This window comes from Lysinibacillus sp. NPDC096382, from assembly GCF_044762845.1.
GTDB lineage: Bacteria > Bacillota > Bacilli > Bacillales_A > Planococcaceae > Lysinibacillus.
Window position 1 is genome coordinate 1 of the sequence record NZ_JBIWFC010000009.1, and the last position, 25,005, is coordinate 25,005.

Annotated in this window: 40 protein-coding genes and 1 pseudogene; 2 read left to right on the forward strand and 39 right to left on the reverse strand. The window is 39.4% G+C overall.

Annotation, left to right across the window (positions count from 1 at the left end):
- The first annotated feature begins 564 nt into the window (after nucleotides 1-564).
- Nucleotides 565-1,221 (forward strand): hypothetical protein, encoded by a 657-nt coding sequence (locus ACIQZA_RS13675; RefSeq protein ID WP_402884596.1) that lies wholly within the window; start codon nucleotides 565-567, stop codon nucleotides 1,219-1,221.
- 40 nt (nucleotides 1,222-1,261) lie between these two features.
- Here the strand turns inward: ACIQZA_RS13675 and ACIQZA_RS13680 are convergent, their stop codons facing one another.
- Nucleotides 1,262-1,939, reverse strand: coding sequence for a KinB-signaling pathway activation protein (locus ACIQZA_RS13680; RefSeq protein ID WP_400937704.1), 678 nt, complete (start codon nucleotides 1,937-1,939; stop codon nucleotides 1,262-1,264).
- 153 nt (nucleotides 1,940-2,092) lie between these two features.
- On the opposite strand from ACIQZA_RS13680, the gene gerD reads away from it, so the two are divergent.
- Entirely contained in the window at nucleotides 2,093-2,695 is a 603-nt protein-coding gene (gene gerD, locus ACIQZA_RS13685) for a spore germination lipoprotein GerD (RefSeq protein ID WP_400937701.1), read from the forward strand.
- Between the two features lie 54 nt (nucleotides 2,696-2,749).
- On the opposite strand, the gene ACIQZA_RS13690 is transcribed toward gerD, so the two are convergent.
- From ACIQZA_RS13690 to rplC, 38 genes and pseudogenes are all read right to left on the reverse strand, one after another.
- Entirely contained in the window at nucleotides 2,750-3,805 is a 1,056-nt protein-coding gene (locus ACIQZA_RS13690) for a P-loop NTPase (RefSeq protein ID WP_402884598.1), read from the reverse strand.
- Between the two features lie 72 nt (nucleotides 3,806-3,877).
- Nucleotides 3,878-4,591 (reverse strand): N-acetylmuramoyl-L-alanine amidase, encoded by a 714-nt coding sequence (locus tag ACIQZA_RS13695; RefSeq protein ID WP_400937697.1) that lies wholly within the window; start codon nucleotides 4,589-4,591, stop codon nucleotides 3,878-3,880.
- 179 nt (nucleotides 4,592-4,770) lie between these two features.
- Nucleotides 4,771-5,721, reverse strand: a complete 951-nt coding sequence (locus tag ACIQZA_RS13700; protein WP_402884600.1) for a DUF4822 domain-containing protein — start codon at nucleotides 5,719-5,721, stop codon at nucleotides 4,771-4,773.
- 201 nt (nucleotides 5,722-5,922) lie between these two features.
- Nucleotides 5,923-6,315, reverse strand: coding sequence for a 30S ribosomal protein S9 (gene rpsI, locus ACIQZA_RS13705; RefSeq protein ID WP_004233744.1), 393 nt, complete (start codon nucleotides 6,313-6,315; stop codon nucleotides 5,923-5,925).
- Between the two features lie 25 nt (nucleotides 6,316-6,340).
- A complete protein-coding gene (gene rplM, locus ACIQZA_RS13710; RefSeq protein WP_049662886.1) occupies nucleotides 6,341-6,778 on the reverse strand; it encodes a 50S ribosomal protein L13 in 438 nt (145 codons plus the stop codon).
- A 513-nt stretch (nucleotides 6,779-7,291) separates the two neighbouring features.
- Nucleotides 7,292-8,032 carry a tRNA pseudouridine(38-40) synthase TruA gene (gene truA, locus ACIQZA_RS13715; protein WP_402884601.1) on the reverse strand — a complete coding sequence of 247 codons (741 nt, stop codon included), beginning with the start codon at nucleotides 8,030-8,032 and terminating at the stop codon, nucleotides 7,292-7,294.
- 14 nt (nucleotides 8,033-8,046) lie between these two features.
- On the reverse strand, nucleotides 8,047-8,844 hold the full coding sequence (locus tag ACIQZA_RS13720; RefSeq protein ID WP_402884603.1) for an energy-coupling factor transporter transmembrane component T family protein: 798 nt from the start codon (nucleotides 8,842-8,844) through the stop codon (nucleotides 8,047-8,049).
- Nucleotides 8,841-9,713 carry an energy-coupling factor ABC transporter ATP-binding protein gene (locus tag ACIQZA_RS13725; protein WP_402884604.1) on the reverse strand — a complete coding sequence of 291 codons (873 nt, stop codon included), beginning with the start codon at nucleotides 9,711-9,713 and terminating at the stop codon, nucleotides 8,841-8,843. The genes ACIQZA_RS13720 and ACIQZA_RS13725 overlap by 4 nt, the downstream gene beginning before the upstream one ends.
- On the reverse strand, nucleotides 9,689-10,534 hold the full coding sequence (locus tag ACIQZA_RS13730; RefSeq protein WP_402884606.1) for an energy-coupling factor ABC transporter ATP-binding protein: 846 nt from the start codon (nucleotides 10,532-10,534) through the stop codon (nucleotides 9,689-9,691). Before ACIQZA_RS13730 ends, ACIQZA_RS13725 begins: the two co-directional genes overlap by 25 nt.
- Before the next feature lie 493 nt (nucleotides 10,535-11,027).
- A complete protein-coding gene (rplQ, locus tag ACIQZA_RS13735; RefSeq protein WP_012296051.1) occupies nucleotides 11,028-11,408 on the reverse strand; it encodes a 50S ribosomal protein L17 in 381 nt (126 codons plus the stop codon).
- A 57-nt stretch (nucleotides 11,409-11,465) separates the two neighbouring features.
- Nucleotides 11,466-12,410 carry a DNA-directed RNA polymerase subunit alpha gene (locus tag ACIQZA_RS13740; RefSeq protein WP_403009909.1) on the reverse strand — a complete coding sequence of 315 codons (945 nt, stop codon included), beginning with the start codon at nucleotides 12,408-12,410 and terminating at the stop codon, nucleotides 11,466-11,468.
- 139 nt (nucleotides 12,411-12,549) lie between these two features.
- Nucleotides 12,550-12,939, reverse strand: coding sequence for a 30S ribosomal protein S11 (rpsK, locus tag ACIQZA_RS13745; protein WP_142509888.1), 390 nt, complete (start codon nucleotides 12,937-12,939; stop codon nucleotides 12,550-12,552).
- Between the two features lie 25 nt (nucleotides 12,940-12,964).
- Nucleotides 12,965-13,330, reverse strand: a complete 366-nt coding sequence (gene rpsM / locus ACIQZA_RS13750; RefSeq protein ID WP_049662875.1) for a 30S ribosomal protein S13 — start codon at nucleotides 13,328-13,330, stop codon at nucleotides 12,965-12,967.
- Between the two features lie 24 nt (nucleotides 13,331-13,354).
- Nucleotides 13,355-13,468: a 50S ribosomal protein L36 gene (gene rpmJ, locus ACIQZA_RS13755; protein ID WP_000868344.1), complete on the reverse strand. Its 114-nt coding sequence runs from the start codon at nucleotides 13,466-13,468 to the stop codon at nucleotides 13,355-13,357.
- Nucleotides 13,469-13,505: 37 nt separating this feature from the next.
- Nucleotides 13,506-13,724 carry a translation initiation factor IF-1 gene (gene infA / locus ACIQZA_RS13760; protein WP_004233690.1) on the reverse strand — a complete coding sequence of 73 codons (219 nt, stop codon included), beginning with the start codon at nucleotides 13,722-13,724 and terminating at the stop codon, nucleotides 13,506-13,508.
- An 86-nt stretch (nucleotides 13,725-13,810) separates the two neighbouring features.
- A pseudogene (locus tag ACIQZA_RS13765) lies at nucleotides 13,811-13,888 on the reverse strand (type I methionyl aminopeptidase); the annotation flags it as partial.
- 248 nt (nucleotides 13,889-14,136) lie between these two features.
- Entirely contained in the window at nucleotides 14,137-14,790 is a 654-nt protein-coding gene (locus ACIQZA_RS13770) for an adenylate kinase (RefSeq protein WP_142509889.1), read from the reverse strand.
- A 70-nt stretch (nucleotides 14,791-14,860) separates the two neighbouring features.
- Nucleotides 14,861-16,156, reverse strand: a complete 1,296-nt coding sequence (gene secY, locus ACIQZA_RS13775) for a preprotein translocase subunit SecY (protein WP_400937681.1) — start codon at nucleotides 16,154-16,156, stop codon at nucleotides 14,861-14,863.
- The gene (gene rplO / locus ACIQZA_RS13780) at nucleotides 16,156-16,596 is read right to left on the reverse strand and encodes a 50S ribosomal protein L15 (RefSeq protein WP_142509891.1); all 441 of its coding nucleotides are present in this window, start codon (nucleotides 16,594-16,596) and stop codon (nucleotides 16,156-16,158) included. The genes secY and rplO overlap by 1 nt, the downstream gene beginning before the upstream one ends.
- A gap of 34 nt (nucleotides 16,597-16,630) precedes the next feature.
- Entirely contained in the window at nucleotides 16,631-16,813 is a 183-nt protein-coding gene (rpmD, locus tag ACIQZA_RS13785) for a 50S ribosomal protein L30 (protein ID WP_142509892.1), read from the reverse strand.
- A gap of 13 nt (nucleotides 16,814-16,826) precedes the next feature.
- Nucleotides 16,827-17,330, reverse strand: a complete 504-nt coding sequence (gene rpsE / locus ACIQZA_RS13790; RefSeq protein ID WP_049662867.1) for a 30S ribosomal protein S5 — start codon at nucleotides 17,328-17,330, stop codon at nucleotides 16,827-16,829.
- A 21-nt stretch (nucleotides 17,331-17,351) separates the two neighbouring features.
- Nucleotides 17,352-17,711 carry a 50S ribosomal protein L18 gene (rplR, locus tag ACIQZA_RS13795; protein ID WP_142509893.1) on the reverse strand — a complete coding sequence of 120 codons (360 nt, stop codon included), beginning with the start codon at nucleotides 17,709-17,711 and terminating at the stop codon, nucleotides 17,352-17,354.
- 32 nt (nucleotides 17,712-17,743) lie between these two features.
- The gene (rplF, locus tag ACIQZA_RS13800; RefSeq protein WP_100542760.1) at nucleotides 17,744-18,283 is read right to left on the reverse strand and encodes a 50S ribosomal protein L6; all 540 of its coding nucleotides are present in this window, start codon (nucleotides 18,281-18,283) and stop codon (nucleotides 17,744-17,746) included.
- 30 nt (nucleotides 18,284-18,313) lie between these two features.
- Complete coding sequence (gene rpsH, locus ACIQZA_RS13805) at nucleotides 18,314-18,712, reverse strand: 30S ribosomal protein S8 (protein WP_008181717.1); 399 nt, start codon at nucleotides 18,710-18,712, stop codon at nucleotides 18,314-18,316.
- Between the two features lie 29 nt (nucleotides 18,713-18,741).
- Entirely contained in the window at nucleotides 18,742-18,927 is a 186-nt protein-coding gene (locus ACIQZA_RS13810; RefSeq protein ID WP_004233656.1) for a type Z 30S ribosomal protein S14, read from the reverse strand.
- Between the two features lie 21 nt (nucleotides 18,928-18,948).
- Entirely contained in the window at nucleotides 18,949-19,488 is a 540-nt protein-coding gene (gene rplE / locus ACIQZA_RS13815; protein ID WP_079562362.1) for a 50S ribosomal protein L5, read from the reverse strand.
- 27 nt (nucleotides 19,489-19,515) lie between these two features.
- Nucleotides 19,516-19,824, reverse strand: coding sequence for a 50S ribosomal protein L24 (rplX, locus tag ACIQZA_RS13820; protein WP_053596063.1), 309 nt, complete (start codon nucleotides 19,822-19,824; stop codon nucleotides 19,516-19,518).
- 35 nt (nucleotides 19,825-19,859) lie between these two features.
- Entirely contained in the window at nucleotides 19,860-20,228 is a 369-nt protein-coding gene (gene rplN, locus ACIQZA_RS13825; RefSeq protein WP_004233650.1) for a 50S ribosomal protein L14, read from the reverse strand.
- 43 nt (nucleotides 20,229-20,271) lie between these two features.
- Nucleotides 20,272-20,535: a 30S ribosomal protein S17 gene (gene rpsQ, locus ACIQZA_RS13830; protein WP_053482810.1), complete on the reverse strand. Its 264-nt coding sequence runs from the start codon at nucleotides 20,533-20,535 to the stop codon at nucleotides 20,272-20,274.
- Between the two features lie 18 nt (nucleotides 20,536-20,553).
- On the reverse strand, nucleotides 20,554-20,754 hold the full coding sequence (gene rpmC, locus ACIQZA_RS13835) for a 50S ribosomal protein L29 (protein ID WP_049662852.1): 201 nt from the start codon (nucleotides 20,752-20,754) through the stop codon (nucleotides 20,554-20,556).
- Nucleotides 20,744-21,178 carry a 50S ribosomal protein L16 gene (gene rplP, locus ACIQZA_RS13840; RefSeq protein WP_010860599.1) on the reverse strand — a complete coding sequence of 145 codons (435 nt, stop codon included), beginning with the start codon at nucleotides 21,176-21,178 and terminating at the stop codon, nucleotides 20,744-20,746. Before rplP ends, rpmC begins: the two co-directional genes overlap by 11 nt.
- 1 nt (nucleotide 21,179) lies before the next feature.
- Nucleotides 21,180-21,833 (reverse strand): 30S ribosomal protein S3, encoded by a 654-nt coding sequence (gene rpsC, locus ACIQZA_RS13845; RefSeq protein WP_049662850.1) that lies wholly within the window; start codon nucleotides 21,831-21,833, stop codon nucleotides 21,180-21,182.
- Between the two features lie 3 nt (nucleotides 21,834-21,836).
- Nucleotides 21,837-22,181, reverse strand: a complete 345-nt coding sequence (gene rplV / locus ACIQZA_RS13850; RefSeq protein WP_004233639.1) for a 50S ribosomal protein L22 — start codon at nucleotides 22,179-22,181, stop codon at nucleotides 21,837-21,839.
- Nucleotides 22,182-22,203: 22 nt separating this feature from the next.
- The gene (rpsS, locus tag ACIQZA_RS13855; RefSeq protein WP_049662848.1) at nucleotides 22,204-22,482 is read right to left on the reverse strand and encodes a 30S ribosomal protein S19; all 279 of its coding nucleotides are present in this window, start codon (nucleotides 22,480-22,482) and stop codon (nucleotides 22,204-22,206) included.
- 60 nt (nucleotides 22,483-22,542) lie between these two features.
- Nucleotides 22,543-23,373: a 50S ribosomal protein L2 gene (gene rplB / locus ACIQZA_RS13860; protein WP_036124661.1), complete on the reverse strand. Its 831-nt coding sequence runs from the start codon at nucleotides 23,371-23,373 to the stop codon at nucleotides 22,543-22,545.
- Between the two features lie 47 nt (nucleotides 23,374-23,420).
- Nucleotides 23,421-23,705, reverse strand: a complete 285-nt coding sequence (gene rplW, locus ACIQZA_RS13865; RefSeq protein ID WP_053482811.1) for a 50S ribosomal protein L23 — start codon at nucleotides 23,703-23,705, stop codon at nucleotides 23,421-23,423.
- The gene (gene rplD, locus ACIQZA_RS13870) at nucleotides 23,705-24,328 is read right to left on the reverse strand and encodes a 50S ribosomal protein L4 (RefSeq protein ID WP_142509895.1); all 624 of its coding nucleotides are present in this window, start codon (nucleotides 24,326-24,328) and stop codon (nucleotides 23,705-23,707) included. The genes rplW and rplD overlap by 1 nt, the downstream gene beginning before the upstream one ends.
- A gap of 26 nt (nucleotides 24,329-24,354) precedes the next feature.
- Nucleotides 24,355-24,984, reverse strand: coding sequence for a 50S ribosomal protein L3 (rplC, locus tag ACIQZA_RS13875; RefSeq protein ID WP_142509896.1), 630 nt, complete (start codon nucleotides 24,982-24,984; stop codon nucleotides 24,355-24,357).
- Between the last annotated feature and the right edge of the window lie 21 nt (nucleotides 24,985-25,005).

Genomic DNA, 25,005 nt, shown 5'->3' on the forward strand with positions numbered 1-25,005 from the left:
AGGATCAAACTCTCCATAAAAAGAAATTTGATTAGCTCAAATTGTTTTGCTGGCATCATGTTTGATGTCCAAAATTTTGTTTCGTTCACTAACTCGAGGTTAGCTAGTAAAAACTTTATTGATTACGTTTTGCTTGTTCAGTTTTCAAGGTTCATTTTTTCATTTACTGCGTCACCTCTTGGCGACTTATACATAATAACATCGATTATTCATGAAAGTCAACACTAAATCATAAGTTTTTTTAGGAACTTATTTTTTCATATCAATTATGCCTCGGCTAATTGCGTCCGGAATCGGCTTTATGCTTAGGTCTGCAAATGGTTTTTGTGCGAAAGTGTAGCGTCTGTAGCACCGATGCAGGTCAGTTAGCCGTTATCGCATGGATGCGACGTGACAAAGCTTTGGGTCAACACGATGTTCTTAGACGTTTTCACAGGGAGTAGCTTAAACCCGCATTCATCTCACCGCCCTACAGGGATAAGAAACATTTGTAGCTGACGTTCCACTTTCGCTACGAAAACATTTGCTGAAAGAAGTTAAAAATATAGAAACGAGGTCGTTAAGATGGTTCGTAAAACGTTGATTTCACTGTTTTTAATCGTAATACTATTTGTCTTTATAAAGCCGATAAATTCTACTATGATTTCTGTATTCAACATTGCTGATGCTCCAGCAGTTGTAACAAAAGGACATTATGGTACATCACTTATTGTCGAAATTTCTTTCTCTGATGACACCCTGTTGGACTGGCTTAAAACTGTAAAAGAACCTTATCCGCTTCTATTGTTAGATGCTGCATGGATTGAACGTTCACCTGAGCAACTAAAAATCATTCAAGAGCGAAAACTACCTACAGGATTATTAGGACCTGAGGATTCAGTAGATAAGCCAATTGATCTTGCCGTCGTTCAAAAAGATATTAAAATTTACGAAAAGCATTTTCAAAAAATACCACTTTGGTTTGCAACACGAAATCACCAGTATTCGCAGGATTTACAAAACAACTTATTTCAACAGCAGATGAATATACTTTCTCCCTCTCTCATCTGGAAAGGTGAAAAAACACCTAAATTACAAAAGGGAGATTTTGTTTTTATGTCTTTACACCAAAATAATAAGATCTCGTTTAAAGAGCTGAATACATTTCTACAACAAAATAAATTTATGTCGATTGAGGAAAATATATTCGGCTATAAAGTTCAAACTAAAAAATCACCATAAAAAATAAGTTGCCTCCAAAAATAGAGGCAACTTATTTTTATTATGCATTTTTAGCTTGTTCACGACGACGTGCTTTGCGGCGCGCTTCTAATTTTTGACGATCTTCTTCGGATTTTGCATTATATTTTGGTAATACTAATAATTGATAAGCATTTACAGCGAGAAGTGGGAATAGTAAAAGTGCAACATACTCGTTAATATTTTCATCACGACCCATTAATGCAATTGTCCATTCAAGTGTTGTAACGACAATCATAAAAAATAATGCCGAAATGAACACATGTTTTTTCCCCGTTAATTTTACTTTTTGAATGGCTGTTGCAATAGCACCTAATAGTAATACAATTAACAAACCAACATAGAATAACCAGCTTTGACCATCTTTTACACCTGGTATAAAGCGGAAGAATATAATATCAAAAATAGTAATAGCAATTAATAATAGCTGTACCCAATTCCATAATGTAAGTGTTCTAAAAATATTTACTCCCACTTGATGAAGCGTTAAATAAGCAAAAAAGCCCGCTTGTGCAATAACACTCATCGTAAATCCTAAGAAAACCATCCATAAAAGCCCGGCAAAAAATTCGCCCCAGTGACCGTTTGTTATGTATGGTTGGAAGAAGTCCCATCGAATAAATAAACTGCAAAGTCCGTTGACTGCGCCACCAACGAGCATTGCAAAGAAGAAAAACTTTGCCCAATTTCGTATCGTCACAACTAAAAGTCCCCCAATTTCTAAATGTATATCTGTACTTATTTTAACAATGCATTGTTAAAAAAGCTATTTCTCATCGTAACCAATACATAAAGTCATCATAAATGTGAACAATAATTGAAAGAGTCTATTTATAGAAAGGACTGACGATTGATGCGAAAATTCTTCTTACTACTAATCCTAATGCTTTTTCTTTCTGCCTGTTCTTCACCAGATAAAGCCTCTACCATGTCCTATGATGAAATAAAAAAAATAATGATCGACTCTTTACAAACCGAGGATGGTAAAAAGGCGTTGCGAAAGCTTTTAGAGGAACCAAGTTTCCGTGAATTATTGGTTTTGGAGCATGATGAAGTGAAAAAAGCTACCGAAGCTACACTGCTTTCCAAAGAAGCAGAAGACTTTTGGAAGAAAACATTCGAAGATCCAAAGTTTAAAGAAACTGTAGCTAAAAGTATGCAAAAGCAGCAACAGGATATTATGAAGGAATTAATAAAAGATCCCTCTTTCCAAAAAGATATGGAAGCTTTCTTTGGCCAGCCAGATATGCAAAAGCAGTTAGAGACTATTTTAAAATCCTCCAATATGAGAAAACAAATGGAGGAAGTCGTCAAGGAAACGATTGAAAGTCCGCTTATGCAAACGAAATGGCAGGAGCTTATTAAGAAAAGCGGTGGCGAGACAGGTAAAGCTAGCGGCGGTAAAAAAGAGGCTGGTGGCAGTGGTGGAGGTAATGAGCAAAAAGGCTCTGAGTAACCACTCATATATGAAAAACGGATTTCCTCCATTGTTCGAGGAAATCCGTTTTCATTATTTATTTAATTTATTAATGATGTTCGTCGCGATGTCTAAATAAATTTGTCCTGTTGTGTGTTTTTCAGCATAAACAGAAGGTGCAAAATATTCCTCTGACCAGTCAGGCTGACCAAGAGGAATTTGACCAAGTAGCTCTGTACGTAGTTCTTCTGCTAACTTAGGACCTCCTCCTTGACCGAATACGAATTCACGATCACCTGATTTCGATTCATACCATGCCATGTTTTCAATAACACCTAAAATTTCATGATCTGTTTGTAAAGCCATTGCACCTGCACGAGCTGCAACGAACGCTGCGGTTGGGTGCGGTGTTGTTACGACAATTTCTTTTGAAGAAGGAAGCATTTGGTGAATATCTAATGCAACGTCACCTGTACCTGGTGGTAAATCCAATAATAGATAGTCTAGTTCACCCCATTCTACATCACGGAAGAACTGATCTAACACTTTCCCTAACATTGGCCCACGCCATACAATCGGTGCGTTATTTTCAACAAAGAAGCCCATTGAAATCATTTTCACACCTAAACGATCAACAGGGAAAATCCGATTGTCTACCACTTTAGGCATATCTGTAACACCCATCATATCAGGCACACTGAATCCATAAATATCAGCATCAATTAAGCCAACCTTTTTACCTAGACGAGCTAATGCAACAGCTAAGTTAACTGAAACTGTAGATTTCCCTACACCGCCTTTACCAGAGGCAATTGAAATAACTTGGACTGTGCTAAGTGGAGATAAAATATCTTGTGCCTCAGCCTCAGTTGCTACGCCACGGAAGCTCTGTAGTTTTTCTGCTGACAGCTCTTCGAAACGAATACCTACTGTACTTGCACCTGCTTCTTTCAGAGTTTCAACAATTTTCATTTGTAGCTGTAATTGTTCAGGTGTATTAGTTTTAGCAATCGCAATTTTTACACTGACATGATTCTTCTCTTCTTTTATTGCTACGTTTGTAATACCGTCTGTTTCTGCAAATGATTTATGTAAAAATGGATCTTGTAGTTGTCCTAGTATTTCCCGTACTTGTTGTTCAGTTATCACGACGAACACTCCCCTTATATTATCTCAATGTTAGTATATCATATATGATTTGATTTACGTTGTGTTGTTGCTCTATTCAATTTTAGCTAATAAATACTCTTCTATACCTTCAACAATAGCATCTCCCATTTTTTCTTGGTATTTCTTATCAGTTAATAGTGCACGTTCCTCATCATTACTTATAAATCCTGTTTCTACTAGTGCAGCAGGTACCTCAGCTTTTTTCAGTAAATATATTTGTTGTATAGACATTGCTTCTCGATCTGTATTTTTCAAATTAGTGCGAATGGAATCTTGAATGCTCTTTGCTAAAAATTCACTTTCAGCATGTCCTTCTTTATGATAAAATACCTGAGCTCCACGCCATTTTGTTTCAGGAATGGCATTTGCATGAATTGTAATAAAAATATCCGGTTTTTCTTTTTCTACTATGTCTTTTCTTAAAAAGATGTCCTGCTTTTTTCGTTCTCTCAATGTTCCAAACTTTTCTGATGCCGCGTGCTCATCAATAACATCGCCATCTTTTGTTCGTGTCATTACAACTATTGCGCCTTTTTTCTTTAATTGCTTCTCCACATGCTGGGCAATTGCAAGTGTAATAACCTTTTCAATTACTTCGCCCTTTGAAGCACCTCCATCCTGACCTCCGTGTCCCGCATCAATGACAATTTTTATGCCACCAAGTGGGTCCGGTAAGAAGAAGTTACGGTTCGAAGCATTCGTTTCATATGCCACGACCACTATACTCATTAGCATAATTACTCCTAGTGCAAGCCAGCGCTTCACCCATATCCACCACCCTTTTACAGATAGTGTACGAAGTTAGTGATTGAACTATGCCAGAAAGTAAAAAAAACTCTCAAGTATTAAAGTTGAGAGTTTAAACTTGTAATGGAAGATACTTTATTAGTAATGCTAAAACGGCATTACTCCATTAATAATACATGGACTAAAGCCGTTAATTTTTATTTTAGTGTAAATTCTGGTTTATACTTACCTGCATAAGGTTCATGCTCAACAAATACTGTTATATCCTTACCGTCTTTATCTTTACCAGTTCTGATATATGTGAATTTCTTATTATTTAGTTCAGTAATTTCGAGTACAACCCCATATTTATTTTCACCAATTGAAACATGAGCTCTTAATTTATTTCCATCGATCACATTAAAGTATCCATAGTCACCACGACTTTTACCTGTTTCAGGATTGAAAAATTCATATTTATTCGTATTAGCATCGTATTTCGCAATGCTAATAAAATTTGTATTATATTGTGTTACATCATTTTTACTTGCATCTAATACAACTGTTCCTTGCCAAAGCGTACCAGCTAAAATTTTATCTCCATCAACGTCCTGAACAATAGGACCTGTAGAATTATTTAATTTTTTATCTGGTGCAGTAAATGTTAAGTGTTTTTCCTTATAAGGGACATGCTCAACAAATACCTCTACATCGCTACCATTTACATCTTTCCCCATTCGTTTATAAGTAAACATTTTATTTGTTAGCTTAGTGATATCCGCAATTTCTTGATAATTTTTTGTTTCTGAGATCAATATTCTATGCTTTCCATCATTCGTAATAAAGAAAACCCCTTTATCGTCGATGCTTCCAGCTGTATTCGGATCGAAGAATTCATAGCGTCCTGAATTAGCGTCATATTTCGCTAGGCCCATTAAATTTGAATTTTCCGCTGTTAAGTCTTTATTATTTTTATCGTAAACTTTTGTGGCTTGCCAATCTGAACTACTAAGAATTTCAGCATTCGCTTGACCGTCTGTTATTTCTACCTGTCTTTGGTCTGCCTTATTTCCTGTTCTTACTTCTTCAGTTTTTTTTACATCAGTCTTATTACCACATGCACCAAGAAGCGCCATTGCCGCAATGGATAATATTAATAGCTTTTTCATATATTGACCTCCATTTTCAGAATTACCAACTTGAAAATAGTATCAGCCATTTCTATATAAATTACACATCGTAATTGCTATTTATACAACAACAGTGCCACAGGATATTTTGAAACACTTGAACTTGAAGTATCAAAACATTAAAAAACCCCTTCTCGAAAATTCGAGAAAGGGCTTGTAAACGTTGATATAACAACGATATTAACGTTTTGAGAACTGAGGTGCACGACGAGCGCCGCGTAGACCTGGTTTTTTACGTTCTTTCATGCGTGAATCACGAGTAAGTAATCCAGCAGATTTTAATGCAGCACGGAAATCTGGGTCTACTTGAAGTAGAGCGCGAGCGATACCGTGACGTACTGCACCAGCTTGACCAGTGTATCCACCACCGTTAACGTTTACGTGGATGTCATAGCTTCCTGTAGTTTCAGTTGCTACTAATGGTTGTTTAATTACTTCACGTAATGCAGCGAATGGTACGTATTCTTCGATTTCACGTTTGTTGATAACAATTTTACCTGTACCTGGTACTAAACGTACGCGAGCTACAGAGCTTTTACGGCGACCAGTGCCGATGTATTGAACTTGTGCCAAAGTAATATCCTCCTCTTAATTTATATTATCCGCGAAGCTCGTATGCTTCTGGTTTTTGTGCAGCATGTGGATGCTCTGTTCCAGTGTAAACGTTAAGTTTAGTGAACATTTTGCGACCTAAAGAGTTTTTAGGAAGCATCCCTTTAATTGCTAATTCGATCATTCTTGTTGGGTACTTGTCTAGCATTTCACCAGCAGTACGAGTTTTTAAACCACCCGCAAATTGAGTATGGTGACGGTATAGTTTACCCTCTAATTTGTTACCAGTTAAATGGATTTTGTCAGCGTTGATGATGATTACGTGATCACCTGTGTCAACGTTTGGTGTGAATGTTGGTTTATGTTTACCACGTAAGATAGCAGCTACTTCAGAAGCTAAACGTCCAAGAGTTTGGCCTTCTGCATCAACTACTAGCCATTTACGGTCTACTTCGTGACCTTTAGCCATGAATGTTGTACGCATGTATATATCCTCCTAATCGATTCGATTACCGTTATTTTTCATTAGACTACACTATAAGTTTTCGGGGCTTATTTGTGGTGGTAATGAAAATACCATCTGTTATCATATAATGAATGACTTTTAAAGTCAAGCAATTTCAATAAACACCTGGCGAAGTTGTTCAGATTCATTGATTGGTTAAATTAGGGCTTTTATGAGCCTTCATTTTTAAAATAATAATGTTATTTCGTGTCAAAAATTTCATATCATTATAATGGCTCATCACCAAAACGAGTGGTTGATTTCCGTTCCGACTGGGCGCTTTCCTGGGGGCGTCCGATGAGCCGCTTCGCTACGCTGCAGGGTCTCGGGCCAACACGATGTTGGTCACGAAGGCGTTATCACAGGATGTGATGCTTTTAGCCTTCGTTCCTCTATCGCTGATCCCCGAGGAGTCGCCAAGTCTCCACTCCAATCAACTTATCCTCATGATATACGTTAAACAAATGACAGCCCAACTTTGGATAAGCCATTTTAATAGAAGACTTTCTCAAGATATAGGCCTTGTGGAGGTGCAGTTTTGCCTGCTTGATCGCGATTCATAGATTGAACGACTAGCCCCACGTTCTCAATGTCACGACGTCCTATACCAACTTCCCAAAGTGTGCCTGCAATGATGCGTACCATATTATATAAGAAGCCATTTCCTTCAATCACCATATGAAGCTCTTCACCATACCACTCAAATTGTAGTGTAGTCACTGTACGGACCTTATCTTTGACACTTGTATTGGCTGCACAAAAGCATGAAAAGTCATGTGTACCGATAATAGCCTTTGCTGCCTCCTGCATTGCCTCAACATTTGGTTTCACACCATTCGTCTCTACAGTGTATTGTCTGCGGAATGGACTTTGTACAGGCTCACATGACCATATATATCGGTACCGCTTTCCTGTTACACTGTAGCGCGCATGAAAATCAGCAGCTACTTCTTCCATCGACATTACTCGAATATCTCTTGGCAGTTGACCATTTAATGCCTTCATGTATTTATCTACCGGAATCGCTAGTGGTGAATCAAAATGCAATGTTTGGCCTGTTGCATGTACCCTTGCATCTGTACGTCCACTAGCTGTTACCTTTATCTTTTCCCCTTTATGCATAATAGCTAGAACACGCTCAACCTCAGCCTGCACTGTGCGTTCTCCAGGCTGTACTTGATACCCAGAAAATTGCGTTCCATCATAACTTATAATTGCTTTTAATCGTCGCATAAAGCTTACTCCTTTTAACTTCTATAGAAGAATAGTAAAACGGCCATTGCTACTAATAACACAAGCGAAAATGTATCACTCATATCCCATTTTAGCTTGCGATACCTCGTACGCCCTTCGCCTCCACGGTAACCTCTTACTTCCATAGCTGTTGCTAAATCTTCGGCTCGTTTAAAAGCACTGACAAAGAGAGGTACCAGTAATGGCACAACCGCTTTAATGCGATCTTTAATTGGCCCAGAAGATAAATCTGAACCACGTGCCATTTGTGCTTTCATAATTTTATCTGTTTCATCCATTAACGTTGGAATAAAGCGCAATGAAATAGACATCATCAAAGCCAACTCATGTACTGGCACTTTCACCGCTTTTAATGGATTTAACAGTACTTCAATACCATCCGTAATGGAAATTGGTGATGTTGTAAGCGTTAAAATAGATGTCATAAACACTAGAACTAGGAAACGTATCGAAATAAAGATCCCTTGACGAATACCTTCTTCGTAAATAGTAATAAACTTCCACTCAAATACTAGTCCACCTTCTTTCGTCATAAATATATGAATTAAGAAGGTAAATGCCATTAAAAAAATTACTGGTTTTAGACCATTAATTAAAAAATATAAACGAATATTTGATATTAGCACAATAAGTAAAGTAAAAGCTAATAACAAGGCATATGTCACTGTGTTGTTTGCTAAAAAAACAATAATAATGAATGCAAACACAAATATAAGCTTTGATCGTGGATCGAGCTTATGAACTGGAGAATTTCCGGGAAGGAAGCGACCAAATATCATTTTCTCCATCATGACTGTCCACGCTCCTCTCTTAGTACCCGAGCAATTTCAGCTGCTAGCTCTTCTTCGGTTAAGCAGATCTTTGAGAAGGATTTGTTTATCATTGCTTCGATTTTTTGTTGAAAGCGTACGATACGAGGTGGTTCTAAGCGGAAATTTTTTAATGTCTCTACATCTTTAAAAATTTCTTGTGGTGTGCCACTTAGTACATTTTTCCCTTCATGCATAATGACAATATTGTCTGCATAACGAGCTGCGTCCTCCATACTGTGCGTTACAAGAATCGTCGTTAGGCCGCGTTCCTTGTGTAGCTTATAAAACATATCCATAATCTCTTTCTGACCGCGTGGATCAAGCCCTGCAGTTGGTTCATCTAAAACAATAACTTCAGGTTCCATCGCTAAAACGCCAGCAATTGCTACCCTGCGCATTTGTCCGCCTGATAAATCAAAAGGTGATTTTTCAAGTACGTTCTCTGGTAAGCCGACTAAGCCTATAAGTTCTTTTGCTCGTGCTTCTGCCTCTTGCTCTGATACACCAAAATTCATAGGGCCAAACATAATATCCTTTAATACGGTTTCTTCAAACAGCTGATGCTCCGGGAATTGAAACACAATACCAACCTTATGACGTACAGCCTTTAAATCCTTCGCCTTTTTCCCAGCTACAACAATGCGATCTCCTATATGTACTTCCCCAGAGGTTGGTCTTAGAAGTGCATTGAAATGCTGAAGAATTGTCGATTTACCGGAACCTGTATGTCCGATAATTGCCTGATACGTATGTGAAGGGATTTCAAAATCTACATCGAATAATGCACGTTTTTCAAAAGGTGTACCCTGTGAATAGGCATAGCTTACTTGTTGAAGTTTGATGTCCATAAATCATTCACCAACTCTTCTTCTGTCATATGTTGTCCCATTAATGGAACACCTTCCTTTTGTAATAGCTTTGATAACTTCATGGCAAATGGTAAGTCTAGTCCAAACTCAACTAACTTGTCCCCAAGTGCAAAAATTTCACCAGGTGTACCCTCAGCAAATTTCTTTCCATCATTCATAAAGAGAACACGATCTGCAAGCATGGCTTCCTCTAAATCATGCGTAATAGATATTACCGTTAACCCTGTTTCAGCACGTAAAGTTTGAACAGTGTGTAATACCTCAGCACGCCCCTGTGGATCTAACATAGAAGTAGCTTCATCTAATATAAGGAGCTTGGGTTTCATTGCAAGTGCACCTGCAATAGCAACACGCTGCTTTTGACCACCTGATAAGTGATGTGGCTCATGATCTAAAAAATCGCTCATTTTTACTTGGTCAAGTGCCGCATGTACACGTTCTACCATCTCTTCAAACGGTACTCCGTTATTTTCAAGAGCAAAAGCAACATCATCCTGCACTGTCGCTCCAACAAATTGATTGTCTGGATTTTGGAAAACCATGCCTATCTGTGAACGGCTTTCCCATAGGTTTTCTTCACTTAATGGTTCTCGTAATATACGTACATCGCCCTGCTGTGGGTATAACAAACCATTCATAAGCTTTGCAATGGTGGATTTACCAGAACCGTTATGGCCAACAATGGCAATCCATTCCCCTTCTTGAACCGCAAAGCTTACATTTTCAACAGCATTGCGACTTTCTTTTTCTTCTGGTGTATATGAAAATGTCACATTATTTAATGATAAAATTTCTGGCATTTCTAGAACTCCTCTCTACATGCTCAGCTCTACTAACTAACTTACACTTTTTTATGTATGAATTCTACTACAATCATTATGTCAATAAAAGAAAAGTGCTAAAATCACTTTTCATTTATTTTTTTAAAACAAATAGGACTAAATATAATTTATAGAATACATCAAATATTGGTGTGGAGCACCTCAAACACTACCGTAACTGCATTCTATAAATCAGCCTATAAAAAAAAGCACCACTAAATTGGCGCTATCATACTTCCCTAAAAAATAAAAAAGCGCGCACCTCATTCGAAATGCGCTAGTCGTTACATTTTCAAGAAACACGGGTGCTCAAGCCCTTGTTCCGTTTGAATGAGGTGCGGAGAGCTAAACGAGACGCCACACAACAGTGTCCGCTCATCATAACGCTCAGCTTAATTATTTGTCGTATAAATCGTTTATAAAGAAAGAGGGTGGTGATTCCACCCTCTTCATCACTTGTCTTCTCTAATGATTAAACTAATTCAATCACTACAACAGGTGCACCGTCACCACGACGAGGACCTACTTTAAGAATACGAGTGTAACCACCTTGACGCTCTGCATAACGTGGTGCAACATCATCAAATAACTTTTGAAGTGCAAATGAAGTTGTTTCGTTACCTTCTGCATCAGTAGTTGTTACTAGTTCACGACGGATGAATGCAGCAGCTTGACGGCGTGCATGTAAATCGCCGCGTTTACCTAAAGTAATCATTTTTTCAACAGCTTTACGTACTTCTTTAGCGCGAGCCTCAGTAGTTTCGATACGCTCGTTGATGATTAAATCAGTAGCTAAGTCACGTAACATCGCTTTACGTTGAGAACTTGTACGACCAAGTTTTCTGTAACCCATGGATGTTTCCCTCCTTTATAAAAAAATATCTGATCTTGTAAGTTTTGTTTAAATCGCTTAGTCTTCTTTGCGTAACCCTAAACCAAGCTCTTCTAACTTCGCTTTTACCTCTTCAAGTGACTTACGTCCAAGGTTACGAACTTTCATCATATCGTCTTCTGACTTATTCGCAAGTTCTAGTACTGTGTTAATACCAGCGCGTTTTAAGCAGTTGTAAGAACGGACAGAAAGTTCAAGTTCTTCGAGAGTCATCTCTAAAACTTTTTCTTTTTGATCTTCTTCTTTTTCGACCATGATTTCAGCTGTTTGTGCCTCATCTGTCATGCCAACGAAGATGTTTAGATGCTCGGTTAAAATTTTTGCTCCGAGCGAAATCGCCTCTTTCGGACCGATGCTACCATCTGTCCACACATCAAGAGAAAGTTTATCGTAGTCAGAAGACTGACCTACACGAGTATTTTCCACTTGGAAATTGACGCGTGATACTGGAGTGTAAATAGAGTCGATCGGGATCACGCCGATAGGAAGATCCTCACGTTTGTTTTGATCAGCAGGAGTGTAACCACGGCCGCGTTGTGCGTACATACGCATACGTAAATGACCGTTTTTAGCGATTGTTGCAATATATAGATCCGGGTTTAAAATTTCTACATCACTGTCATGTGTAATGTCAGCAGCTGTAACTGTACCATCGCCTTTTACATCAATCTCAATAACTTTTTCTTCGTCAGAGTAGATTTTAAGAGCTAGTTTTTTCACGTTCAAAATAATTGAAGCTACATCCTCTACAACGCCTTCTACAGTTGAGAATTCGTGAAGAACACCGTCAATTTGAATTGAAGTGACAGCAGCTCCTGGTAATGAAGACAGAAGGATACGACGTAAAGAATTACCCAAAGTGTTTCCATATCCGCGTTCAAGCGGTTCTACAACAAACTTTCCATATTTGGAATCTTCGCTGATCTCCACCGTTTCAATCTTTGGTTTTTCAATTTCGATCATTTTATTTACCCTCCTTCAAAACATCGAATGTATAGGTTCTTTCCATCATAGATTCGATCGTCAATGACGTATCGTTTATTATCTGCACAAGACAGTCTGTACAAAAAATGATGTTCTCATACAATATGAGACGCACCCATTACACGCGACGACGTTTTGGCGGACGGCAACCATTATGAGGAACTGGAGTAACGTCTTTAATAGCAGTTACATCTAAACCAGCAGCTTGAAGTGCACGAATTGCAGCTTCACGACCTGCACCAGGACCTTTAACAGTTACTTCCAACGTTTTCAGACCATGTTCAAGGGATGATTTAGCAGCAGTTTCTGCAGCCATTTGAGCAGCGAATGGTGTAGATTTACGTGAACCACGGAAACCAAGAGCACCAGCACTTGACCAAGATACAGCGTTACCTTGCATATCTGTAATCGTTACGATTGTATTGTTGAATGTAGAACGAATGTGTGCAATACCAGATTCGATATTCTTTTTCACACGACGTTTACGAGTTTGTTGTTTACGAGCCATGTTAAGAAGGAACCTCCTTTACTGATTATTTTTTCTTGTTCGCTACTGTTTTACGAGGACCTTTACGCGTACGCGCATTGTTCTTCGTATTTTGACCACGAACAGGTAAACCACGACGGTGACGGATACCACGGAATGAACCGATTTCCATCAGACGTTTAATATTTAATGAAGTTTCGCGACGTAAGTCACCTTCAAGTTTGTATGAGTCTAATTGTTCACGGATTTTGTTTAACTCATCTTCAGTTAAGTCGCGTACGCGTGTATCTTCTGAAATACCTGCGTCAGCTAATACTTTCTGAGCTGTAGTTTTACCAATACCGTAAATGTAAGTTAATGAAATTACCACGCGTTTGTCGCGAGGAATGTCAACACCAGCAATACGTGCCATGTACGTTGTGCACCTCCTTTAAAATTATCCTTGTTTTTGTTTGTGTTTAGGATTTTCACAAATTACCATTACTTTACCGCGTCGGCGAATTACTTTACATTTTTCGCAGATCGGTTTTACAGATGGTCTCACTTTCATCTAACCTAACCTCCTTAGTAGTCCGGAGCGCAAAAGATTATTTAAAACGGTATGTGATACGACCGCGAGTTAAATCATAAGGTGATAACTCGATAGTAACCTTATCTCCAGGTAGAATACGGATAAAGTGCATACGAATCTTACCAGAAACGTGTGCTAGAATTACATGTCCATTTTCTAATTCTACCTTAAACATCGCGTTTGGCAAAGTCTCAACAACTGTCCCTTCGACTTCAATTACATCATCTTTCGCCATCTACTCTGTCTCCTCTCTATATGCAAATTAAAGTTCTCATCGTTACATCAAACGGATATCTGCTGCAACTATAGAAGCAACCTCGTTTCAACATATGTTTGGATTGTATGAGAGATGTTTGAAAGACGCTCGTCTGGTTTCGCTTCACACAATCCACGGAACATACAGAACCATTAAGGGCACTGAACCTCCCATGTTTACACGAATACCGGAATGTCTTTGATGAGATATTCATACCCGTTACACAGATGCTTCCACGAAACCCATTATACTCTTTCAAAAGTAATGTTGCACTTTTTAAAAGAAATATATACCGGGCACAATATGCTTTTGCAACTCTCAAAAAATTATGTTTCGTTGTTGCTCCCGCATGCCTCCCGCGGAAGCAGTATTCTGCGCCCGGAGCCGGGTATCAGCTGCGGCTGCCCTGTAATAGAGCATCAAGATCAGCAAACACTTTGTTAATATCTTGCTGTCCATCAATATTTGTTAACACACCTTTTACTTCATAGTAGTCAAGTAAAGGTTGTGCTTGTTTCATATTTACTTCCAGACGGTTTGCAACCGTTTCAGGATTATCATCCGCACGTGTATAAAGCTCGCCACCATCTTTATCACATTTTCCTTCCTCAGCTGGAGGATTGAAAACAAGGTGATAAGATGTACCACAAGTTTTACAAATACGACGACCTGATAGACGAGCAACTAGCTCATCTTTTTCAACTTGAATGTTAATTGTATGCTCAATAGCTTTACCAAGATCAGCAAGAATGCTGTCTAAAGCTTCAGCTTGAGGAACAGTACGTGGGAATCCATCTAATAAGAAGCCCTTTTCACAATCATGTTTAGCAAGTCGTTCACGAACAATACCAATCGTTACTTCATCAGGTACTAGAGCACCTTGATCAATAAACGATTTAGCCTGCAAGCCTAGTTCTGTACCATCTTTCATAGCAGCACGGAACATATCGCCTGTAGAAATATGAGGAATCGCGTACTTCTCAACAATTTTATCTGCCTGTGTACCTTTACCAGCACCTGGCAGACCCATTAAAACGATATTCATACGGAAATAATCCTCCCACAAAAGGTTTGCTGATTTCAGGAAACGATAAAACGTTCCCTAAAAACCAACATTACTTCATAAAGCCTTTGTAGTGACGTTTAACAAGTTGAGATTCTAGCTGTTTCATCGTTTCCAGCGCTACACCGACTACGATAATAATACTAGTACCACCGATCTGCACTGTGGCAGGTAGTTTCATAATGTTTATGAATATAACCGGCATTACTGAAATAACAGTTAAGAAAATCGCACCGACAAATGTCAGACGATATAACACGCTTGTTAAATACGTTTGCGTACTTTCACCCGGACGAATACCTGGAATGTAAGCACCTTGCTTTTTCAAGTTATCTGCCACATTTTCTGGATTCACTTGTACGAATGCATAGAAATATGTGAACGCGACGATCAATGCAATGTAAACAATCATCCCAACAGGTTTAGAATAATCAAACGTGTTCTCAATGAATGTTGTTACAGCACCTTCGCCAAAGAACGGAGCTAACGTACGTGGTGTCATCAGAAACGCTGATGCAAAGATTACCGGAATAACCCCTGCAGCATTTACTTTTAACGGTAAATGCGTTTGTTGAGCACCTGTTTGTTGGTTGCGTCCAGTAACTCGTTTAGCATATTGAATTGGAATTTTACGTAGTGCTTGTTGCACGTAGATAACTCCAACAACAACTGCAAGCATAACTAAGATAAGTAAACCAAGAATTACTAGATTGATAAATAGCTTATCTCCAGCGCCCTCGATTTGCTGTGCATAGATTTGGTTAATGCCATTCGGTAATGCCGCAACGATACCTGCGAAAATTACAATTGAAATACCATTACCAACACCATGCGCAGTAATTTGTTCAGCAAGCCATACTAGGAATGCTGTACCCGCCGTTAATACAATAGAAATCGTAACATATGTTAATATTCCTTCTTCTTTAATCAATGATCCACCATACATTTTGTTAAAACCAAATGACATTGCGAATGATTGAATAAAGGCAAGAACAATTGTAAAGTAACGAGTAAATTGAGCAAGTTTACGTCTTCCGACTTCACCTTGCTTTGCCCACTCAGCAAATTTCGGTACTACGTCCATTTGCAATAACTGAACAATAATTGAGGCCGTGATGTATGGATATATTCCCATCGCGAAGATAGAGAAGTTTTTCAAAGCACCACCGCCAAAAGTATTCAGGAAACCAACGAGGTTGAACTCATCAGTTACCTTTAATACATTAGCGTCAACGTTTGGCACTGGTACAAACGTACCAATACGGAAAACGATTAACATTAAAAGAGTGAAAATGATTTTATTTCGTATATCTCGAACACGCATAAAGTTAGAGATCGTCTGAAACATTAAATCACCTCAGTAGTTCCGCCGGCATTCTCGATTGCTTCTTTAGCTGAAGCAGAGAATTTATGAGCTTTTACTGTAAGCTTTTTATCAAGAGTTCCGTTTCCAAGAACTTTAATTCCAGCTTTTTCATTGCTCACTAAACCTGATTCAAGTAATAATGCAGTTGTTACTTCTGCACCATCTTCAAAACGGTTTAATGTGTCAAGATTAACGATCGCGTATTCTTTACGGTTAATGTTAGTAAAGCCGCGTTTCGGTAAACGACGGAATAAAGGGTTTTGACCACCTTCGAATCCAGGGCGTACACCGCCGCCAGAACGAGAGTTTTGACCTTTATGACCTCTACCTGCAGTTTTACCGTTACCAGAACCGATACCGCGACCTACGCGGTTACGTACTTTACGGGAACCTTCTGCTGGTTTTAACTCATGAAGTTTCATATTGGATGGCACCTCCTTGTTCGTTAATTAAAAATTAGTTTTCTTTTACAGTAACTAAGTGAGCTACTACATCAATCATACCGCGAGTAGCTGCATTATCAACTTTCTCAACAGTTTGGTTTAATTTACGTAAACCTAGTGCTTCAATAGTTTTGCGTTGTGCTGGTTTAGAACCAATCACAGATTTTGTAAGGGTGATTTCTAATTTGTTAGCCATTATCTTTCCCCCCTTATCCTAATATTTCTTCCACTGATTTACCACGTAATTTAGCTACGTCCTCTACGCGTTTTAATTCAGTTAAACCTTGAACAGTTGCACGCACCATATTGATTGGTGTGTTAGTTCCAAGTGATTTTGAAAGAATATCAGTAATACCAGCAAGTTCTAGTACGGCACGTACTGGACCACCAGCGATAACTCCTGTACCAGGAGCAGCAGGTTTAATTAGGATTTCTCCTGCACCAAAGCGACCTTGCACTAAGTGTGGAGTTGTTCCACCTACGCGTGGCACTTCGATTAAGTTTTTCTTCGCATCTTCAACAGCTTTACGGATAGCATCTGGCACCTCTTGAGCTTTACCAGTACCGAAACCAACGTGACCGTTTTTATCGCCAACTACAACTAATGCTGTGAAGCGGAAGCGACGTCCACCTTTAACAACTTTAGCAACACGGTTAATAGTAACTACGCGTTCTTCAAGTTCTCCAAGTTTGTTTGCGTCAATTCGACTCATGAAATGTGTCCCTCCTTTTTATTAAAATTCTAAACCGTTCTCACGTGCAGCTTCAGCTAAAGCTTTAACACGTCCATGATATAAGTAACCACCACGGTCAAATACTACAGCAGTAATATTTTTTTCCGTAGCGCGTTTTGCGATTGTTTCACCGACTTTAGTTGCAGCATCAACATTGCTACCAGCACTTTCAAAACCATTTTCTTGAGAAGATGCGCTAACGATTGTTACGCCTGCTACGTCATCGATTAGTTGCGCGTAGATGTTCTTGTTAGAACGGAATACGTTTAAGCGTGGACGCTCAGCAGTACCCGAAATTTTAGAACGTACGCGTGCATGACGTTTTTTACGAACCTGATTTTTATCTTGTTTCGTAATCACAAGGGTCACTCCTTTCTAATGCTTAAGCAGCATTATTTACCTGTTTTACCTTCTTTACGACGAACGTATTCGCCTTCATAACGGATACCTTTACCTTTGTAAGGCTCTGGTGGACGCACGTCACGGATGTTAGATGCAAGAGCACCAACACGTTCTTTGCTGATACCTTTAACGATGATTTTAGTGTTTGAAGGAACTTCAACTTCTAGACCATCTTCAGGTGTGAACTCAACTGGATGTGAATAACCTACGTTAAGAACAAGTTTTTTTCCTTGTAATTGCGCACGGTAACCGACACCGATAAGTTCTAATGATTTTTCGAAACCTACAGAAACACCAGTAACCATGTTCGCTAATAGCGCACGAGTCGTACCGTGGTTTGTGCGGTGTTCTTTTGAATCAGAAGGACGAGATACAGTGATTACGTTACCTTCTTGCTCAATTTTCATATCTTGGTGGAAAGAACGAACAAGTTCGCCTTTAGGACCTTTAACGGTAACTGAGTTGTCAGCTGCAACAGTAACAGTTACGTTAGCTGGTACCTCGATAATTTTTTTACCTACACGAGACATTTAGTTGCACCTCCATTCATTTATTGCTAATTACCAAACGTATGCTAGAACTTCGCCGCCAACTTGTTTAGCGCGAGCTTCTTTATCTGTTAATAAACCTTGTGAAGTTGACACTAAAGCGATACCAAGACCGTTCAGTACTTTAGGAACTTCATTTGTTTTTGCGTATACTCGTAGACCAGGTTTAGAAATACGTTTTAAACCAGTGATAACGCGCTCGTTATCTTTACCGTATTTTAAGAAGATACGGATGATACCTTGTTTGTTGTCTTCCACGTATTCTACGTCACGTACGAAACCTTCACGCTTTAAAATTTCAGCGATTTCTTTTTTCACGTTGGAAGCTGGTACTTCTAACTTCTCGTGACGAACCATGTTCGCATTACGAATGCGAGTAAGCATATCTGCAATCGGATCAGTCATTGTCATTACATTTACCTCCTTCCCAAATTAGGGGATTACCAGCTGGCTTTTTTCACGCCAGGAATTTGTCCCTTATATGCAAGTTCTCGGAAACAAATACGGCAAAGTTTGAATTTGCGATATACAGAGTGTGGACGGCCACAGCGTTCACAACGTGTATATTCTTGCACTTTAAACTTTTGCTTACGTTGTTGTTTAACGATCATAGATTTTTTAGCCACGTTTTCGCCCTCCTTGTTTAATTACTTTTGGAACGGCATACCGAATTGTGTCAATAACTCGCGAGCTTCTTCATCAGAATTCGCTGTCGTTACGATCACGATGTCCATACCGCGTACTTTTGAAACTTTATCGTAATCGATTTCTGGGAAAATTAATTGCTCTTTAACACCTAAAGTGTAGTTACCGCGACCGTCGAATGCTTTTTTAGAAACACCACGGAAGTCACGTACACGAGGTAGTGAAATTGAGATTAATTTGTCCAAGAATTCATACATACGCTCACCGCGTAATGTAACTTTAGCACCGATAGGCATACCTTCACGTAGACGGAAACCTGCGATCGATTTTTTCGCTTTAGTTACAACTGGTTTTTGACCAGTGATAATTGTTAATTCTTCTACAGCTGCATCTAATGCTTTTGAGTTTTGAACTGCATCACCAACACCCATGTTGATAACGATTTTGTCAACTTTCGGCAATTGCATAACTGATTTATATCCAAACTTGCTCATAAGAGCAGTTGAAACTTCATTTAAATATTTTTCTTTTAGGCGGCTCATTTGTGTACCTCCCTTCTTTTATAGAAATTAGTCGATTACTGCACCTGATTTTTTTGCAACACGAACTTTTTTACCGTTTTCGATTTTATAACCTACACGAGTCGGCTCGCCAGATTTAGGATCGATTAGCATTACGTTCGAAACGTGAATTGCAGCCTCTTGGCTTACAATTCCACCTTGTGGATTCAATTGGTTAGGTTTTACGTGTTTTTTCACGATGTTTACACCTTCAACAAGAACGCGATCTTGTTTAGGGTAAGAAGCAAGAATAACGCCTTCTTTGCCTTTGTCCTTACCAGTGATAACCTTAACCTTGTCACCTTTTTTTACATGCATGCTGTCGCACCTCCTTGATTGGCACTATCATGAAATTAAAGAACTTCTGGAGCTAGAGAAACGATTTTCATGAAGTTGCTGTCACGTAATTCACGTGCAACAGGTCCGAAAATACGAGTTCCGCGTGGTGATTTATCATCACGAATAATTACACAAGCATTTTCATCAAATTTGATGTACGTACCATCTTTACGACGTACGCCTGATTTAGTACGAACGATAACAGCTTTAACAACGTCACCCTTCTTAACAACGCCACCTGGTGTTGCTTTCTTAACTGTACAAACAACGATATCACCGATGTTAGCAGTTTTACGGCCAGAGCCACCAAGGACTTTAATTGTAAGAACTTCACGTGCACCTGAGTTGTCAGCAACTTTCATACGACTTTCTTGTTGGATCACTTAGGTTACCTCCCTTCGGAAATTGGTTGTTCCGAAATAGTTATTAAATAATAACCGCTTTTTCTACAACTTCAACTAGACGGAAACGTTTAGTAGCTGATAGCGGGCGAGTTTCCATGATACGTACGATATCACCGATTTTCGCTGTGTTTAACTCATCATGAGCCTTAAACTTTTTTGAGTATTTTACACGTTTACCATAAAGCTTGTGCTTTTTGTGAGTTTCAACTAAAACAGAAATAGTTTTGTCCATTTTATCTGAAACAACGCGGCCCGTGTAAACTTTGCGTTGATTACGCTCAGTCATACTTGAAAACCTCCTTTATCAGTTGTTTGCACTGATTTCTCTTTCACGAATAACAGTTTTCATACGCGCGATTGCTTTACGCACTTCACGAATACGAGCTGTGTTTTCTAATTGACCAGTCGCCAATTGGAAGCGAAGGTTGAAAAGCTCTTCTTTCAGTGATTTCACTTTCAATTCTAATTCAGAAGTGGCAAGGTCACGGATTTCATTAGCTTTCATTAGATTCACCACCAGTTTCTTGACGTTTTACGATCTTACATTTAACAGGAAGCTTATGTGATGCTAAACGAAGTGCTTCACGTGCGATCTCTTCAGATACACCAGCGATTTCGAACATTACTTTTCCTGGTTTTACTACTGCAACCCAACCTTCAGGAGAACCTTTACCAGAACCCATGCGGACTTCTAGAGGTTTTTTAGTGTAAGGTTTGTGCGGGAAGATTTTAATCCAAACTTTACCGCCACGTTTCATGTAACGAGTCATCGCGATACGTGCAGATTCGATTTGACGGTTAGTAATCCAGCTAGCTGTTTGAGCTTGTAAGCCCCATTCGCCGAAAGATACTTCTTTACCGCCTTTCGCTTCGCCACGCATGTTTCCGCGGTGTTCACGACGGTATTTTACGCGTTTAGGCAATAACATATTATTTGCCTCCTTCCACAGATTTCTTCGTAGGAAGAACTTCACCACGGTAGATCCATACTTTAACGCCTAATTTACCGTAAGTAGTGTCAGCTTCTGCGTGTGCATAGTCGATGTCAGCACGTAGAGTATGAAGTGGAACAGTTCCTTCACTATAGTGTTCAGCACGCGCGATATCAGCGCCACCTAAACGACCAGATACTTGTGTTTTAATTCCTTTTGCACCAGCACGAATTGTGCGTTGGATCGCTTGCTTTTGCGCACGACGGAATGATACACGGTTTTCTAATTGACGAGCGATGTTTTCAGCTACTAGACGAGCGTCAAGATCAGCACGTTTGATTTCGATAATGTTGATGTGTACACGTTTACCAGTCAAATCGCTAAGGTATTTACGAAGATTCTCAACTTCAGAACCACCTTTACCGATTACCATACCTGGTTTCGCAGTGTGAATTGTAATGTTTACACGGTTTGCAGCGCGTTCGATTTCTACTTTAGAAACAGAAGCGTCTTTAAGAGCCGTTTCAATATATTTACGCACTTTGATGTCTTCGTGAAGTAGAGTTGCATAGTCTTTTTCAGCGTACCATTTTGACTCCCAGTCACGAATAATACCAACGCGCAGTCCTATTGGATGTACTTTTTGACCCACGGATTAACCCTCCTTCTTCTCAGATACCACTAGAGTAATGTGGCTTGTGCGTTTGTTAATTGCGCTTGCACGTCCTTGTGCACGTGGACGGAAACGTTTTAATGTTGGACCTTCATCAACGAATACTTCAGAAACTACTAAAGAGTTGATGTCAAGATCGTAGTTATGCTCAGCGTTAGCAACTGCAGATTTTAATACTTTTTCAACGACTGGAGACGCCGCTTTTGGAGTATGACGTAAAATTGCAACTGCCTCACCAACTTGCTTGCCTCGAATTAAGTCTACAACTAGACGGACTTTACGAGGAGCAATGCGAACAGTACGAGCGATAGCTTTAGCTTGTGTCATTAGGATTTACCTCCTCTCAAAATTAGCGTCTTGTTTTCTTGTCGTCTGCACCGTGACCTTTGTAAGCACGTGTTGGTGCGAATTCACCAAGTTTGTGGCCTACCATATCTTCTGTTACGTATACAGGAACGTGTTTACGTCCATCATAAACAGCAATCGTTAAACCGATAAAAGTCGGGAAAATTGTTGAACGGCGAGACCAAGTTTTAATAACTTGTTTTTTCTCAGAAGCCTCTTGCGCTTCCACTTTTTTCATTAAGTGGTCATCGACAAAAGGTCCTTTTTTCAAGCTGCGACCCATGTAGGAACCTCCCTCCGTGATTCCACCACGGCTCTCACATAGAACCGTAGTTTAACCACTTTATTTTTTACGACTACGGATGATGAATTTATCCGATTTGTTTTTCTTCTTGCGAGTTTTGTAACCAAGTGCTGGTTTACCCCAAGGAGTCATTGGTGATTTACGTCCGATTGGAGAACGTCCTTCACCACCGCCGTGTGGGTGATCGTTAGGGTTCATTACAGAACCACGAACTTCTGGGCGTTTACCTAACCAACGGCTACGACCTGCTTTACCGATGTGTACTAGTTCATGTTGTTCGTTACCAACTTGACCGATTGTAGCGCGGCAAGTAGCTAACACTAAACGTACTTCACCAGATTGTAGACGAACGATTACGTATTTGTCTTCACGACCAAGTACTTGAGCAGAAGTACCTGCAGAACGTACTAATTGTCCACCTTTACCAGGTTTTAACTCGATGTTATGGATTGTAGTACCCATTGGAATGTTTGCTAATGGTAATGCGTTACCTACTTTAATATCAGCATCTGGACCAGATACGATTGTTTGACCAACCTCTAGACCTTTTGGTGCTAAGATGTAAGCTTTTGCTCCATCAGCGTAGTTGATTAATGCGATATTCGCAGAACGGTTTGGATCATATTCAATAGTAGCAACTTTAGCCGGAATGCCATCTTTTACACGTTTGAAATCGATAACACGGTATTGCTTCTTATGTCCACCGCCATGATGACGAACAGTGATTTTACCTTGGTTATTACGACCAGCTTTGCGTTTAGTTGGTTCAAGCAATGATTTCTCAGGCTTGTTAGTTGTAATTTCCGCAAAGTCTAAAGACGTCATATTACGACGACCATTAGAGGTAGGTTTATACTTTTTAATCGCCATTGTGTTTCCCTCCTTCTTGATTGTTCAAATCATAAATCCATAAAGGATTACATTTCGAATAATTCGATTTCTTTGCTATCAGCAGTTAATTTAACGATCGCTTTACGACGTTTGTTAGTGTAACCACCGTAACGGCCTACGCGTTTGAATTTACCTTTGTAGTTAAGAACGTTTACTTTCTCAACTGTTACACCAAAGATTTCTTCTACAGCGTCTTTTACTTGAGTTTTGTTAGCGCGAGTGTCTACTTCGAAAGTATACTTTTTCTCTGCCATAAGTTCTGAAGAACGCTCAGTAATGACCGGACGTTTTAAAATATCACGTGCTTCCATTATCCAAGCACCTCCTCAACTTTTTCTACTGCAGATTTTGTGAATACAACTTTTTCATGACCTAATAGATCAAGAACATTGATTCCATTTGCAGTTAAAACTGTTACACCAGGGATGTTACGAGCAGATAATGCTACGTTTTCATCTAGGTCAGCAGTTACGAATAAAGATTTTTTCTCTAGAGAAAGATCTTTAAGGATTTTTGTAAATTCTTTTGTTTTTGGTGCTGCTAATGTAAGAGCATCAAGAACTAAGAAGTTTTGTTCTACTACTTTAGCTGATAAAGCTGATTTAAGAGCTAAGCGGCGAACTTTTTTAGGTAATTTATAAGAGTAGCTACGTGGAGTTGGACCGAATACGATACCACCACCGCGCCATTGTGGAGAACGGATAGAACCTTGACGAGCACGACCAGTTCCTTTTTGACGCCATGGTTTACGACCACCACCAGCAACTTCAGAACGGTTTTTAACCTTGTGATTACCTTGACGAAGAGAAGCGCGTTGTGCTACTACAGCGTCGAATAATACTGCTTCATTTGGCTTGATTCCAAAAATCGCATCGTTTAATTCGATTTCACCAACTGAAGCACCTGTTTGACTAAGTACAGATACTTTTGTCATTCCTGTTTCCTCCTTTCCTTAGGTGATTACTTAGCTTTAATTGCAGTTTTAACTGTAACTAGAGCTTTTTTAGAACCAGGAACATTACCTTTAACAAGTAGTAAGTTACGTTCCGCATCAACTTTCACGATTTCTAAGTTTTGGATTGTAACTACAGTGCCACCCATTTGACCAGGTAATTTCTTTTGTTTGAATACGCGGTTCGGAGCAACTGGACCCATTGAACCAGGACGACGGTGGTAACGAGAACCGTGGGCCATAGGACCACGAGATTGACCATGGCGTTTAATTACACCTTGGAAACCTTTACCTTTAGTAACACCTGTTACATCAATTACATCGCCTTCTGCGAAAATTTCTACTTTGACTTCTTGACCAACTTCGTATTCTCCAACGTTTACGTTGCGGAATTCACGGATGAAGCGCTTAGGAGCAGTGTTCGCTTTTGCTACGTGACCTTGTTCTGGTTTGTTAGAAAGCTTAACACGCTTGTCTTCAAAACCAACTTGGATTGCTTCGTAGCCGTCTGTTTCAACAGTTTTCTTTTGAAGAACTACGTTTGGAGCAGCTTCGATAACTGTTACCGGGATTAAATCGCCGTTTTCAGCGAAAACTTGTGTCATACCAATTTTTCTACCTAAGATTCCTTTAGCCATTTGTCACACCTCCTGTAAGTT